The sequence below is a fragment of the Haloflavibacter putidus genome (genome assembly GCF_006546625.1).
GTDB lineage: Bacteria > Bacteroidota > Bacteroidia > Flavobacteriales > Flavobacteriaceae > Mesonia > Mesonia putida.
In genome coordinates, this window is sequence record NZ_VIAR01000006.1 from 188,304 (window position 1) to 201,467 (window position 13,164).

13 protein-coding genes are annotated in these 13,164 nt (G+C 35.7%); 5 read left to right on the top strand and 8 right to left on the bottom strand.

The features are described from left to right. Positions 1 to 98 precede the first annotated feature (98 nt). Together FKR84_RS08015 and FKR84_RS08020 are read left to right on the top strand one after the other, a co-directional pair. Positions 99 to 734, top strand: coding sequence for an NAD(P)H-dependent oxidoreductase (locus FKR84_RS08015; RefSeq protein ID WP_141421771.1), 636 nt, complete (start codon positions 99 to 101; stop codon positions 732 to 734). Positions 735 to 741: 7 nt separating this feature from the next. Beyond that, on the top strand, positions 742 to 1,941 hold the full coding sequence (locus FKR84_RS08020) for a DegT/DnrJ/EryC1/StrS family aminotransferase (protein ID WP_141421772.1): 1,200 nt from the start codon (positions 742 to 744) through the stop codon (positions 1,939 to 1,941). Between the two features lie 81 nt (positions 1,942 to 2,022). Here FKR84_RS08020 and ribB read toward each other — a convergent pair whose 3' ends face one another. The 8 genes from ribB to FKR84_RS08060 form a co-directional block, all read right to left on the bottom strand. After that, entirely contained in the window at positions 2,023 to 3,171 is a 1,149-nt protein-coding gene (gene ribB / locus FKR84_RS08025; protein WP_141421773.1) for a 3,4-dihydroxy-2-butanone-4-phosphate synthase, read from the bottom strand. A 29-nt stretch (positions 3,172 to 3,200) separates the two neighbouring features. Beyond that, a complete protein-coding gene (locus FKR84_RS08030) occupies positions 3,201 to 4,706 on the bottom strand; it encodes an LptF/LptG family permease (protein WP_141421774.1) in 1,506 nt (501 codons plus the stop codon). Position 4,707: 1 nt separating this feature from the next. Further along, positions 4,708 to 5,352: a LolA family protein gene (locus FKR84_RS08035; RefSeq protein ID WP_141421775.1), complete on the bottom strand. Its 645-nt coding sequence runs from the start codon at positions 5,350 to 5,352 to the stop codon at positions 4,708 to 4,710. A gap of 11 nt (positions 5,353 to 5,363) precedes the next feature. Beyond that, complete coding sequence (locus tag FKR84_RS08040; protein ID WP_141421776.1) at positions 5,364 to 7,796, bottom strand: FtsK/SpoIIIE family DNA translocase; 2,433 nt, start codon at positions 7,794 to 7,796, stop codon at positions 5,364 to 5,366. A gap of 111 nt (positions 7,797 to 7,907) precedes the next feature. Further along, positions 7,908 to 8,279 (bottom strand): diacylglycerol kinase family protein, encoded by a 372-nt coding sequence (locus FKR84_RS08045; RefSeq protein WP_141421777.1) that lies wholly within the window; start codon positions 8,277 to 8,279, stop codon positions 7,908 to 7,910. Between the two features lie 201 nt (positions 8,280 to 8,480). Continuing rightward, complete coding sequence (locus tag FKR84_RS08050) at positions 8,481 to 8,729, bottom strand: DUF6952 family protein (protein WP_141421778.1); 249 nt, start codon at positions 8,727 to 8,729, stop codon at positions 8,481 to 8,483. Continuing rightward, positions 8,710 to 9,024 carry a thioredoxin family protein gene (locus FKR84_RS08055; protein ID WP_141421779.1) on the bottom strand — a complete coding sequence of 105 codons (315 nt, stop codon included), beginning with the start codon at positions 9,022 to 9,024 and terminating at the stop codon, positions 8,710 to 8,712. Before FKR84_RS08055 ends, FKR84_RS08050 begins: the two co-directional genes overlap by 20 nt. A 65-nt stretch (positions 9,025 to 9,089) precedes the next feature. Further along, complete coding sequence (locus FKR84_RS08060) at positions 9,090 to 9,728, bottom strand: peroxiredoxin (protein ID WP_141421780.1); 639 nt, start codon at positions 9,726 to 9,728, stop codon at positions 9,090 to 9,092. Positions 9,729 to 9,953: 225 nt separating this feature from the next. Here FKR84_RS08060 and hutI point away from each other — a divergent pair, with 225 nt between their 5' ends. From hutI to FKR84_RS08075, 3 genes are read left to right on the top strand one after another with little or no spacing between them, the layout of a single operon-like run. Beyond that, positions 9,954 to 11,195 carry an imidazolonepropionase gene (gene hutI / locus FKR84_RS08065; RefSeq protein WP_141421781.1) on the top strand — a complete coding sequence of 414 codons (1,242 nt, stop codon included), beginning with the start codon at positions 9,954 to 9,956 and terminating at the stop codon, positions 11,193 to 11,195. Positions 11,196 to 11,197: 2 nt separating this feature from the next. Beyond that, positions 11,198 to 12,190 (top strand): formimidoylglutamase, encoded by a 993-nt coding sequence (locus tag FKR84_RS08070; protein WP_141421782.1) that lies wholly within the window; start codon positions 11,198 to 11,200, stop codon positions 12,188 to 12,190. After that, on the top strand, positions 12,180 to 12,995 hold the full coding sequence (locus tag FKR84_RS08075; protein WP_233357714.1) for an MBL fold metallo-hydrolase: 816 nt from the start codon (positions 12,180 to 12,182) through the stop codon (positions 12,993 to 12,995). The genes FKR84_RS08070 and FKR84_RS08075 overlap by 11 nt, the downstream gene beginning before the upstream one ends. Positions 12,996 to 13,164: the final 169 nt, after the last annotated feature.

Below are 13,164 nucleotides of genomic sequence, written 5' to 3' on the forward strand. Positions count from 1 at the left end.
TAAAAAGGACTTATTGTACAAAGCTTAATTATAGTTAAGACAGACGCAAATGTATTTATCCTTAGTATATTTGTATTTTTAAAAAGTAAAATTGATTTATGAATACCATACAGTCTTTAGAATGGCGTTATGCAACCAAAAAATTTGATGCAACTAAAAAGTTGCCTCCTCAAAAAATAGAGGTAATTAAAAAAGCTTTTAACCTAACTCCTACCTCGTATGGTTTACAACCATCAAAATTAGTAATTGTTAGCAATAAAGACCTACAAGAAAAGTTAATGCAGCATACCGGCAACAAACAACCTATTGTTACCGCCTCTCACCTCTTGGTGTTTTGCATACAAACTACCATAGACCACAAGTTAATTGAAGAAAATTTTGCTCTTCAAAAAGAAATTCGCAATACGCCAAACGAGATTTTACAACCTTATAAAGAGTTTTTATTAAATCATTTTGCCCAAAAAACGCAAGAGCAAAAAGAAGAATGGGCAAGCCAACAGGTTTTTTTGGCTATGGGAAACATTTTAAATACGTGCGCGCAAGAAAAAATTGACGCCTGCCCAATGGAGGGTTTTGACAGTAAAATGTATGATGAAACATTAAACTTAAAAGAAATAGGTTTAAAATCTGTTTTGATTTTACCTATTGGCTACCGCGCCAAAGACGACATATTTGCCGGTTTTAAAAAAGTTAGACGTCCGCAAGAGGATGTAATTGTTGAATTTTTAGATTAAAGAAAATATGCCTGGATTTGAATTATTTGGAGAAGAAGAAAAGAAAGAAGTAGCAGACGTACTAGAAAGCGGCGTTTTAATGCGCTATGGTTTTGACGGTATGCGCAACGGCCATTTTAAAGCTAAAGAATTTGAAGAAAAATTTGCCAAACTTATGGGCAGCAATTATGCGCAAATGACTTCTAGCGGAACTTCTGCTTTAACCGTAGCAATGGCAAGCGCAGGCATTGGCGCGGGAGACGAAGTAATTTTACCCACCTTTACATTTGTAGCCAGTTTTGAGTCGGTTATTGCTTTGGGCGCGGTTCCTGTTTTATGCGATATAGACGATACATTATGTTTAGACGCCAAAGCGGTAGAAAAATGCATTAATCCAAAAACCAAAGCAATTATGCCCGTACACATGTGCGGCTCTGTTACAGAAATGGCTCCTTTACAAGAACTTTGTAAAAACCATAATTTAATTTTATTAGAAGACGCGTGCCAGGCTATTGGCGGTTCTTATCACGGCAAAAAATTGGGTAGCATTGGCGATTTAGGCTGTTTTTCGTTTGATTTTGTAAAAACCATAACCTGCGGAGAAGGTGGCGCGTTAATAACCAACAATAAGAAATTTGTCGAAAATGCCGATAAATACCAAGACCATGGTCACGACCACGTTGGGAACGACCGCGGCGCAGAAACGCATCCGTTTTTGGGTTATAATTACAGAATTTCTGAATTGCACGCGGCTGTTGGTTTAGGACAGCTAAAGAAATTTGATATTATTTTAAACAAGCAAAAAGAAAATTTTAATATCCTTTACAGGGAATTATCTAAGCTTGCAGAAATAGAATTTAGACGCGTTCCCGAAAACGCCGAAGAAAGTTATGCTTTTTTAAATTTCTTTTTACCTACGGAAGAAACCGCTCAAAAAACCATAAAAAACTTAAAAGAAGCGAAGGTAGACGGCTGTTTTTATTGGTACGCCAACAACTGGCATTATTATAAAAAATGGGATCATTTAAAAAATCAAATCAGTTTAGGAAAACTGCCTGAAGAGGTGAAAAATGGTTTACAAGATTTTGAAAAAGTAGATTTTTCGCAAAGCGATTCTTTTTTGAGCCGTAATATTTCCTGCTTGATTAAAGTAGGTTGGAGCGAAGAAGAAATGCGCGAAAGAAGCAAAAAAATTGCCAAAGCGGTAAAAAGTGCTTTAGCAGAATAAAACAGTAAATAATTCTACAAAAAAGCGGTCTTCATTTTAAATAATGTAGACCGCTTTTTTAATTTCCGTAAAGGAAAAATTTTAATACTTCATATACTCGGTAATTTCTAAACCGTAACCAATTATCCCAACTCTTTTTTGCTGTTCTGAATTGGACATTAATTTTATTTTATGAATACCCAAATCGTGTAAGATTTGCGCGCCAATACCAAAGTCTTTATTGTCCATCGTTAAGCGCGGCGCTTTCATTTTGCCTTCGCTTTGCAATTGTTTTATATCTTCTAAACGGTTTAACAGGTTTAAAGTAGAATTTTCTTGGTTAATAAAAACAATAGCACCTTTTTCTTCCTTGTTTAAAACCTTAAACATATCGTCCAGCTTCTTATCTGCATTATTGGTTAAGGTTCCTAAAATATCGTTGTTTACCAGAGTAGAATTTACGCGTACCAAAACCGGTTCATTTTCTGTCCAAGAGCCTTTGGTTAGTGCCAAATGTACTTGGTTATTGGTAGTTTGTTGGTAAGCGCGCAATCTAAATTTTCCAAAGCGCGTATCTATATCAAAATCTTCTTTTTTCTGAATCAACGAATCGTGACGCATTCTATAGGCTACCAAATCTTCTATAGAAATCAGTTTTAAATCAAATTTTTTGGCTACTTCTACCAACTCCGGCAATCTGGCCATTGTACCATCTTCGTTTAAAATTTCTACTAAGATGCCGGCAGATTCTAGACCTGCCAGTCTAGCCAAATCTACAGAAGCTTCTGTATGTCCGGTTCTTCTTAAAACTCCACCATTCTTCGCTCGAAGCGGAAAAATATGCCCCGGTCTTCCTAAATCTTGAGGTTTGGTCTCGTCTTCTACCAAAGCTTTTATTGTTTTGGCGCGGTCGTGTACAGAAATTCCGGTTGTACAACCGTGGCCAATCAAATCTACAGATACCGTAAATTGTGTGTGGTGCAAAACCGTATTATCGTTAACCATGAGATTTAAATCTAATTCTTCGCAACGGTCTTCTGTTAACGGGGCACAAATTAAACCACGGCCGTGTCGTGCCATAAAGTTTATCATTTCTGGCGTAACCTTTTCGGCAGCAGCTATAAAATCTCCTTCGTTTTCGCGATCTTCATCGTCTACTACAATTACCACTTTTCCTTCGCGTATGTCTTCAATAGCTTCGGGAATAGTGTTTAATTTGATGGCGCGTTGCATCGGGTTTTTCTCCTCCATATTATTTTACAATTCTGCTTGCAAAGATACTAATTCTCTTTCTCTTTTTTGGTAAGAGCTACTTTTCTAAAGAATTTTTTTACCGGCTCGGTAAATGCATCGGTATTAATAAAACCTTGGTCTGTAGTTGCTCTATACGTTAAATAAATACTTAACGGCAACATTATAAAAGTAGAAAGCCACGTGGCTATAAACGGACTAATAGTGCCGTCTTCTGCACTGTTTTTAGCAAAAATACCAATAAAGTGATATGTAAGAAACAGCATTATTGCCACTACCATTGGCAAGCCTAAACCTCCTTTTCTAATAATGGCACCAAGCGGCGCGCCCACAAAAAATAGTATAAAGCATGCTACTGCCAAAGCATATTTTTCGTGCAATTGTATTTCGGTTTTATTGAGACGTTTGGTTTTATCTCTAAAAATTCCTTTTTTACCTTCTATATTAGAAAGCGTCCCGCGCACAGTACCCAAAGCAATATTATAAATTTGTTGCTCTTGATCTAAATCGTAAGAAGCATAAAAATCTTTTATAGTTTCTATAGAATACGTTGTGGTATCTGTTTTTGCAATAATTCCATCGCTTGCATTTTGTAAACCACGCGGATTGTTTTCCTTAACGGAAGAAGACAATCTTTCTGCTCCACTTCTTTTTAAAATATTATTGGCAAAGCTTTTTTTGTCCTGTTGGTAATCTTCCGAAAGGGAATCTAAAGCTACTTTAAGCTCTGAAATATCGAGCATTTTATAAGAATAGTTAAAATCTTCTTCTTCAAAATCTACGTTATTAAAGCCCGAAAGATCAATGTTTATAGTATAGGTATCAAAATAGCTTTTTACGTGTGGTTTGCGCTTTCTTTTTTCTACTTCTTTTGGCAAAACCTCATCATAATAATTTCCTTCAAACAAAACCAAAGATAAAATATCAGATTGCTGGCTGCTTACCAATTCTCCTTTCTTGGCTTTTATAACCGTATAATTACCGCTTCTTTTCGGTTTATTTTTATGAATGGTAACCGTGTGTAAATGTTGATCGTTATCGCCGGTTTTTTTGTCAACTTTTATGTTAACATCGCCAATTTGGTTAAAAGCGCCTTCTACAATAGCCATAGCCGGCTTTAGCTTAGAGATATTTCTACGTAAATTTATAGATTTAAATTCTGCCCAAGGAATAACATTGTTAGAGAAAAAGAAAGCTACAATACTCAAAAATCCCACAAAAAAAACAAGGCTACGCATAGCCCTTTGTAGAGAAATACCGGAAGATTTCATGGCGGCAAACTCATAATTTTCTGCAAAACTACCAAAAACCATAATGGAAGCTACCAAAATGGTTAAAGGCAATACCAAGGGGATTAAGCTTGGCATAATGTAAAATAAAAATTTCCCGATAATGAGGTAATCTAAGTCTTTTCCTGCCAATTCTGATATGTGCAACCAAATACCTTGAAGCACAAAAATGAACATCAAGATGACAAATACAGAAAGAAAAGTCTTGAGAAAACTGGTAAATATGTACCTATCGAGAATTTTCAATTTAATCTAAGCGGTTAATGTAGTATCCTTGATACTTGTCTTCATCAAAAGTAAACATTTTTGAAGATAAAGGTTGGTTGGTCTTAAAGCTGTTTACACGAATGGTAACTTGAGTCCCGTTATCTTGCTTCTGAATTAAATCGTATATATGTTTGGTTTGCTTATCTATACCTAATAAAATTTCTTTGATGTCTGCGTCAGAATCTATAGGCGTTAATTGTATGTACTGTATTTTTCTTCCGTTTACATCATTTACTTTTCCCCACTTATAATTATAACCTTCGTTATAAAATGTAAGCATTTTAGATGGTGTTATATCGTTATTTTCCTTTGCATCGTAATCTGAAATATTAACTTCTTCATCTTCGGGAATTATGCTGTAAAGTTTCTCGCCATCAAAAAGACGGGTGGTACCCATTAAATTAAGTCGGTATTTTTCATCCTGTAAGGTTACATCTCCCCGGGTTTCCTGTTTGATATTTTCGGTGGGATTTTCTAATATATAACTAAACTCAATTAGCATATTATCATACGATTGTACCTTTTGTGAAACCTCGTTTAAAAGTTGTTTAGCTTTTTTATCTTGTTGGGCGTGCAACACCGCAAAACTTAGAAAAGCAATAAGTAAAAAACTTAATTTTTTCATTCTATTTGTTTTTATTCGTTGTTTAAATGTTCGTCTAAAGCAGCCAAATCTGGTACGAGTACTTGTCTGGCTTTGCTTCCTTCAAAAGGTCCAACAATTTCGGCGGCTTCTAATTGGTCTACAATACGTCCTGCCCTATTATAACCAACTTTTAATTTCCGCTGTAAAAGCGAAGCAGAACCTTGTTGGGCAGTAACAATAACCTCTGCAGCTTCCCGAAACAGTTTATCTCTTTCGCTCACATCTATATCAAGTCCTGTGCCACTTTCTTCACCAATATATTCGGGTAAAATATGCGCTTCCGGATAGGCTTTTTGCGACCCGATAAAATCGGTTATTTTTTCTACCTCGGGCGTATCTACAAAAGCACATTGCAAACGCACCGGCTCGTTACCTTCTGTATACAACATATCTCCGCGCCCAATTAGTTGCTCTGCGCCGCCGGTATCTAATATAGTTCTAGAATCTATTTTAGAGGTTACCCTAAAGGCAATTCTCGCCGGGAAGTTGGCTTTTATCATCCCGGTAATTACATTTACAGACGGGCGTTGCGTAGCAATAATTAAATGAATACCAATAGCTCTTGCCAACTGTGCCAAACGTGCAATTGGCGTTTCTACTTCTTTACCGGCCGTCATAATTAAATCTGCAAACTCATCTACCACCAAAACTATGTAGGGCAAAAATTTATGGCCGTCTTCCGGATTTAGTTTTCGAGCTTTAAACTTGGTGTTATATTCTTTAATATTGCGCACCATGGCGTCTTTTAGCAAGTCGTAACGCGCATCCATCTCTATACAAAGCGAGTTTAGCGTATTGATAACTTTGGTATTATCGGTAATAATTGCTTCTTCGCTGTCTGGTAATTTTGCCAGGTAATGTCGTTCTATTTTATTGAATAAAGTGAGTTCTACCTTTTTAGGGTCTACCAAAACAAATTTTACCTCTGCAGGATGTTTTTGGTAAAGCAAAGAAGTCAAAATAGCATTTAATCCTACAGATTTACCTTGTCCGGTTGCTCCGGCCATTAGCAAGTGTGGCATTTTTGCTAAATCTACTACAAAAGTTTCGTTAGAAATAGTTTTCCCTAAAGCTACCGGCAATTGCATTTCTGCTTTTTGAAATTTGGAAGAAGCCACTACAGAGCGCATAGATACAATACTTGCTTTTTTATTAGGCACTTCTATACCAATAGTTCCCCTTCCGGGGATTGGAGCAATAATTCTAATTCCCAAGGCAGAAAGCGAAAGCGCTATATCATCTTCTAAGTTTTTAATTTTGGAAATTCTAATTCCTGCCGCCGGCACGATTTCGTATAAAGTTACTGTTGGGCCAACCGTAGCTTTTATCTGCGAAATTTCTATTTTATAGTTTTGCAGCGTGTTTACAATATTGTCTTTGTTTTCTTCTAATTCCTGCTGGTCTATAGTAATACCGGCGCCGGCCGTATAATCTTTTAGTAATTCTATAGACGGAAACTGGTATTTTTTAAGTTCTAAAGTCGGGTCAAATTCCCCGAAATCTTTTACCAATTTGGCACTTAGGTTTTCTTCTACTTCTTCCTCTTCGTTGGCGGTTTCTACCTCCATTGCCAAATCAGATTCGTCTTCTTCGTTTTTAATAACGATTTTTTCTTCTGCTTTCTTTTCTTTCGGTTTTTCTTCCGGCTTGTTTTCTTGTTTGGTTTGCGAAGTATTTAAATCTATTTCTTGCGTGGTGTGTTCTTCTGCTACCGGTTGTTCCGAAATTTCGGTAGGTTCTGTAGGCTTAGGATTTGTTGCGGGAGAAGCTTCCGCGGAAGCTTGCTTGGTTTTAGCTTTTTCAAAATCGTCTACTACTTCTTGTTTTGTCTTTTTGAAATAAGCTTGAATTAATTCGGGGGTAACCCCAAACCGAACTACCAAATAGCTAATAAAAACAAATAATAACAGCAAAACTGTACCGGCAAAACCTAGATAATCTTGCAAATAATCGTTGGTTTCGTAACCAATAACGCCACCCAATAACGGATTTGCATCTGCAAAAAAACCAAAAAATGCTGCCAGCCATATCATAACCAACAAACCCCAAAACCAAAAGCGCAAAAGCGGCTTGGTTTTTAACCCGAAAAACAAATAAGCGCCGGTAACGCCAATAAGTATAGCAATGCTAAATGCTGCCACGCCAAAACCGTCGTAAATAAAAAAGTGACTTATTTCTGCGCCAAATTTACTCAGCCAGTTTTTGGTTTCTAAACTTCTTTCAGACAACTGCCCTAAAGTGCTTTGATCTGCTTGCCAATTGAACAGAAAAGATACAAATGCCAATATAAGTGCTAGTCCTAAAAGCAATAAAAAGCCACCGGCAACCACTTTTTGTTTGCGGTTGGGTTTAAAAGAAAGACCTTTAAATTTTTTGGTCTTCTTGGCAGGTTTCTTTTTGGGTTTAGCTTTTTTCTTGGCCATTAATTTCGTTTATACATAAAGCGCAAAAGTACAAATTCCCTTTAATTGGAAACCTATATTAGCATTCTCTTTTTTAAAACAAATAGACTTTTGTTTAGGCATTTTTAGATTTTAAAAACTGTGTTGAATATAAGGAAGGTAGATAATAATTCCAATAATTACTGCCAATATCGCGGCCAAAAAAACTGCGCCGGCCGCCAAATCTTTTATTCGGCCTATTTTAAAATGAAAATCGGGGTGAATAAAATCTGCTATTGCTTCAATAGCCGTATTAGCACCTTCTAAACCAAGAACCATTGCTATGGCTAGGGTTTGCGCCATCCATTCTTCTCGGGTAATTTCAAAATAAAATCCCGCTAGGGTAACCAATACGCCGATACTAGCTTGAACTTGTATACTGGGTTCTTTCTTAAGCAACAAATATGCTCCGTAAGTGGCATATTTAACGCTTTTTATGCGTTTACCCAGAAACGAATTTTTCATAATACTTTTTTTTTGTAATTGGCGCGCAATAAAGGTAAACAAATATCTTTATAAACCGTAGAAGCTTTTTTATACAAAATTCATAAAAATAAGCAAGCTTTAAAAACTAGTTGAAAATTATGCGCGGATAATAAGCTAAAAAAACCTGCTAAAAATAGCAGGTTTTTTTAAAGTACTTGGCTAATTAAAAATTTAGCCGAACTAACGGTCTATAGAACCCATAACTTTTTGGGCAAACGCGTTTGCTGCGTCTTTTTCTTCCATTCCGTTTTCTATCATTTCGTGCACTTCTATGGCGCCGCAAACGTTGGTAAGCAACTCGCCAACAACATCCATCTCTTTATCTTTGCAAGCACGATGTTCTGTAAACGACTCTAAAACCCCAACAGATTTCTGTAGACTTTCTTTATCGTTGTTTTTTTGCAAATGTCTAATTACTGGTAACTTCATTTACTAACTCTTTTAAAGATTCAAATTTATTGGTTTGCACTTGGTTCACAAATTTGCCGTTTTTAAAAGCAGCAAATGTTGGCAGATTATCTACGGTAGCCAATTTTCTCGATTCGGGAAATTTTTCGGCATTTACCAATAAAAACTCTGCATTCTCGTTCTCTTTTGCCAATTTTTTAAATTTTGGCTTCATCACGCGGCAATTACCACACCAAGTAGCCATATATTGTACAACTACAGTGTCGTTTTCATTAATTACTTCTGCCAAATTATCTTTTTCTAATTCTTTCATCATAGCAATTTTTTTAGTTAAATTCTTTTCCGGATAAATTATCCGGAAAAGTAATATACTCTATTTTATTAGTGAGAAGACAAATAAGAAGCAACACCTTTACTGTCTGCTTTCATAGCATCTTTTCCTTCTTCCCAGTTTGCAGGACAAACTTCACCGTGTTTTTGTACGTGCGTATAAGCATCAATCATTCTTAAGAATTCACTTACGTTTCTTCCTAATGGCATGTGGTTTACACCTTCGTGAAAAACGGTTCCTTCTTCATCTATAAGATAAGTTGCACGGAAAGTTACATTATCTCCATCTACTGTAATCGCGCCGGTTTCATCATCGTAACGTTCGTTTTCGATATCTAAAATACCTAATCTAGAACTTAAGTTACGGTTAGAATCTGCCAAGATAGGATAGGTTACACCTTCTATCCCGCCATCATCTTTTGGTGTGTTTAACCACGCAAAATGCACTTCTGGCGTATCACAAGAAGCACCAATTACCATAGTATTTCTTTTTTCAAACTCTGCTAATTTTTCTTGAAATGCGTGCAACTCTGTTGGGCATACGTAAGTAAAGTCTTTTGGGTACCAGAATAAAACAATTTTCTTATTGTTTTTTTTAGCTTCTTCCAAAAGATTAATGGTGAAAGTATCACCCATCTCGTTCATCGCATTTACCGTTAAATCCGGAAATTTTTTTCCTACAATTGACATAGTTTTTTTATTTTTAGATTATTAATTATTCGTTTTATTCACCAACAAAAATATAATTATTTTAGAGTAAAAAGCAAGAATATTGCTCACAAATATTTATCTAGCAATAAAGAAAAACTATTGATATTAAAATGAATCATAGCATAAGATTATAATTATAGGTTTTATGGGGAATCCCAAGGATTTCTTATAGCCTATGGCAATATTTTTTATATCTTTAAACTTATGAAAACACTATTTAAAAATATAAAAGGACTACTACAAGTACGGCAAGAATCGGAAACCTTAATAAAAGGAAAAGCCATGCAAGATTTGCCGATTATAAATAATGCTTGGTTATTGGTAGAAGACGACATTATTGCAGATTTTGGCGAAATGCAATCTATACCACAAAAACTAGAGCGCGATTTAACTATTGATGCTTCGGGAAAAATGATGTTACCTTCTTGGGTAGACTCTCATACACATTTGGTTTATGCGGGCAACAGAGAACAAGAATTTGTAGACCGCATTAAAGGCATAACCTACGAAGAGATTGCAAAAAAAGGTGGCGGCATAGTAAATAGTGCCAAAAAATTACAAGAAACTTCAGAAGAGCAATTATATAAAGAATCTTTAGTACGTTTGGAAGAAGTAATACGATTAGGAACCGGCGCTATAGAAATAAAATCTGGTTACGGACTTACCACCGAGGCCGAATTAAAAATGCTGCGGGTTATTAAACGTTTAAAACAAGCCTACCCTATTTCTATAAAAGCTACCTTTTTGGGCGCGCACGCTTTGCCACCAAAATTCAAAAACGACCGAGAAGGTTATATTTCTCATATTATAGAAGATATGTTGCCTAAAATAGCCGAAGAAAAACTGGCAGATTATATAGATATTTTTTGTGAAGACGGCTATTTTACCATAAAAGATACCGAGCGTATTTTAGATGCTGGTAACAATTACGGCTTGCAAGGAAAAATACACGTAAACCAATTTAACGCTATTGGCGGCATTAAAACCGGGGTAGATTACAATTGCTTAAGCGTAGACCATTTAGAGGTTCTGACAGATGAAGATTTAAAAGCTTTAAAAACAGGAACTACCATTCCAGTATCCTTGCCATCTTGTTCGTTATTTTTGAGTATTCCGTACACGCCGGCTAGAAAAATTATAGATGCCGATTTACCATTGGCTTTAGCAACAGATTATAATCCCGGAAGCACGCCAAGCGGAAATATGAATTTAGTACTTTCTTTGGCTTGTATAAAAATGAATATGACACCGGAAGAAGCTATAAACGCAGCTACCGTAAATGCCGCCCACGCAATGGGTCTCGAAAAAACACACGGCAGCATAACCCGTGGTAAGAAAGCAAATCTTATCTTGACAAAAAAAGTACCTTCGTACGGATTTTTACCTTATGCCTTCGGTTCTAACCACATCGATAAAATTTTACTCGGTGGAAAAACTATTTTATAATTATGGAAAAATTTAATTTTTTTACCCACGAAGAACTGAGTATTTATTGCAAACCCCGCAAAGGCGAAACTAAATTTGGGGAAGCGCTTACGCAGGTAAATTCTTTTGAAGCCTTAGAACAAAACAAAGCCAAATATGCAATTATAGGTATTCCGGAAGATATTGGCGTTCAGGCTAATTTTGGTAAAAAAGGCACTAAAAATGCCTGGGAAGAATTCCTTAAAGCATTTTTAAATATTCAAATAAATCCGCATAACCAACCGGATAACTGTATAATTCTAGGTCAGATAGATTGCGATGGTTTTTTAAATGATGCCGGCTATATTTTAGAAAAAGAAGAGAATCCTGAAGAAAAACTGGGAGAGATTGTAAGCAAAATAGACGCTGTAGTTGCAGAAGTTGTTTACAAGGCTGTTAGAACAGGAAAAATACCGGTTATTATTGGCGGCGGTCATAACAACGCTTTTGGCAATATTAAAGGAGTTTCCAAAGCTTTAGAGCGCCCTATAAATGTAATGAATATTGATGCGCACACAGATTTGCGCCTTTGCGATTACCGTCATAGCGGAAATGGTTTTAGCTATGCCATAAAAGAAGGTTACCTTAACCGCTACAATATTATTGGTTTGCATAAAAATTACACGCCCTACTATATTTTTGATGATATGGAAGCTTCCAAAAAGATAAAATATTCGCTTTTTGAAGAATATATTCATCTTACCACCATAGATAAATTGATAAAATTTAAAGCTTCGGCAGATTTTGTTCAAAATCAATTTGGGTTAGAAATTGATTGCGATGCTATAGAAAATTTTGAAAGTAGCGCCAAAAGTCCTACTGGTTTTAGTATTAATGAAATGCGCAGCTTTATAAAAATTTGCAGAAAACAGGAGGTTTTATATATGCATTTGTGCGAAGCAATACCTAAAGAGAATAATAATGTAGGAAAAGCATTAAGTTATTTTGTATCTGATTTTATAAGAGATGATGATTAATTTTAGTTTAAAGAAAAATTTAGTTGGATTGGGCTGTGCATTAATGGCTTTATCTGCTTGTAAAGAAGCGCCAAAAGATAACCGAAACCCAATTAGTGCACCGGCCGGACAAGAATCGGAATTATTAGATGCCAGAAAAAATTATGTAAAGGTGCAACCCGTAGAACACGCTTCTTTTGTTTTAGATTTTTTCGAAAAAACAATTTACATAGATCCGGTTGGCAATGCAAATTCTTATACAGATTTTCAGAAGCCGGATATTCTGTTACTCACAGATATTCATCCTGATCATTTACAAGTAGAAGTTTTACAAACTCTAATTACTTCCAATACAAAAATAATTGCGCCTAGTGCAGTTGCCAATAAATTACCGGCTGCTTTAAAAAAGCAAACAAAGGTTTTAAATAATTTTGAAGAAATTACTTTAAGCGGCAGCGTAATAAAAGCCTTACCAATGTATAATTTACCCGAGTCTGCAGAGAGCATGCATCCAAAAGGACGAGGAAACGGCTATTTATTGCAAGAACAAGGAAAACGCATCTATATTGCCGGTGATACAGAAGATATCCCCGAAATGCGCAATTTAAAAGATATAAACATAGCGTTTATTCCTATGAATTTGCCGTATACAATGACGGTAGAAGACGCCGCAGATGCAGTTTTAGATTTCAAACCACACAAAGTCTATCCGTATCACTATAGAGGAAAAGAAGGATTTAGCGATATAGAAAAATTTAAAAATATTGTTAACACCAATAATCCTAAAATAGAGGTAATTTTATTAGATTGGTATCCGGAAAAATAAAAAATGCTTTAGATTTCCAAAACTTAAAAACTAAACAACTCTGCACTGAAAGTGCAGAGGTTTATTAATACTGGGGACTGAAAGTCCCCCTTTACTATTCCAATATAAAATTGGAATTATCACTCGAATTTCGACGGTGATGTTCCAAATATTCATTGACCATTTTATC

What these genes read in the sequence shown, in the direction of transcription:
- FKR84_RS08015 (WP_141421771.1), top strand. Translation starts at nt 99, where the DNA reads ATGAATACCATACAGTCTTTAGAATGGCGTTATGCAACCAAAAAATTT.
- FKR84_RS08020 (WP_141421772.1), top strand. Translation starts at nt 742, where the DNA reads ATGCCTGGATTTGAATTATTTGGAGAAGAAGAAAAGAAAGAAGTAGCA.
- ribB (WP_141421773.1), bottom strand. Translation starts at nt 3,171, where the DNA reads ATGGAGGAGAAAAACCCGATGCAACGCGCCATCAAATTAAACACTATT.
- FKR84_RS08035 (WP_141421775.1), bottom strand. Translation starts at nt 5,352, where the DNA reads ATGAAAAAATTAAGTTTTTTACTTATTGCTTTTCTAAGTTTTGCGGTG.
- FKR84_RS08040 (WP_141421776.1), bottom strand. Translation starts at nt 7,796, where the DNA reads ATGGCCAAGAAAAAAGCTAAACCCAAAAAGAAACCTGCCAAGAAGACC.
- FKR84_RS08045 (WP_141421777.1), bottom strand. Translation starts at nt 8,279, where the DNA reads ATGAAAAATTCGTTTCTGGGTAAACGCATAAAAAGCGTTAAATATGCC.
- FKR84_RS08050 (WP_141421778.1), bottom strand. Translation starts at nt 8,729, where the DNA reads ATGAAGTTACCAGTAATTAGACATTTGCAAAAAAACAACGATAAAGAA.
- FKR84_RS08055 (WP_141421779.1), bottom strand. Translation starts at nt 9,024, where the DNA reads ATGATGAAAGAATTAGAAAAAGATAATTTGGCAGAAGTAATTAATGAA.
- FKR84_RS08060 (WP_141421780.1), bottom strand. Translation starts at nt 9,728, where the DNA reads ATGTCAATTGTAGGAAAAAAATTTCCGGATTTAACGGTAAATGCGATG.
- hutI (WP_141421781.1), top strand. Translation starts at nt 9,954, where the DNA reads ATGAAAACACTATTTAAAAATATAAAAGGACTACTACAAGTACGGCAA.
- FKR84_RS08070 (WP_141421782.1), top strand. Translation starts at nt 11,198, where the DNA reads ATGGAAAAATTTAATTTTTTTACCCACGAAGAACTGAGTATTTATTGC.
- FKR84_RS08075 (WP_233357714.1), top strand. Translation starts at nt 12,180, where the DNA reads ATGATGATTAATTTTAGTTTAAAGAAAAATTTAGTTGGATTGGGCTGT.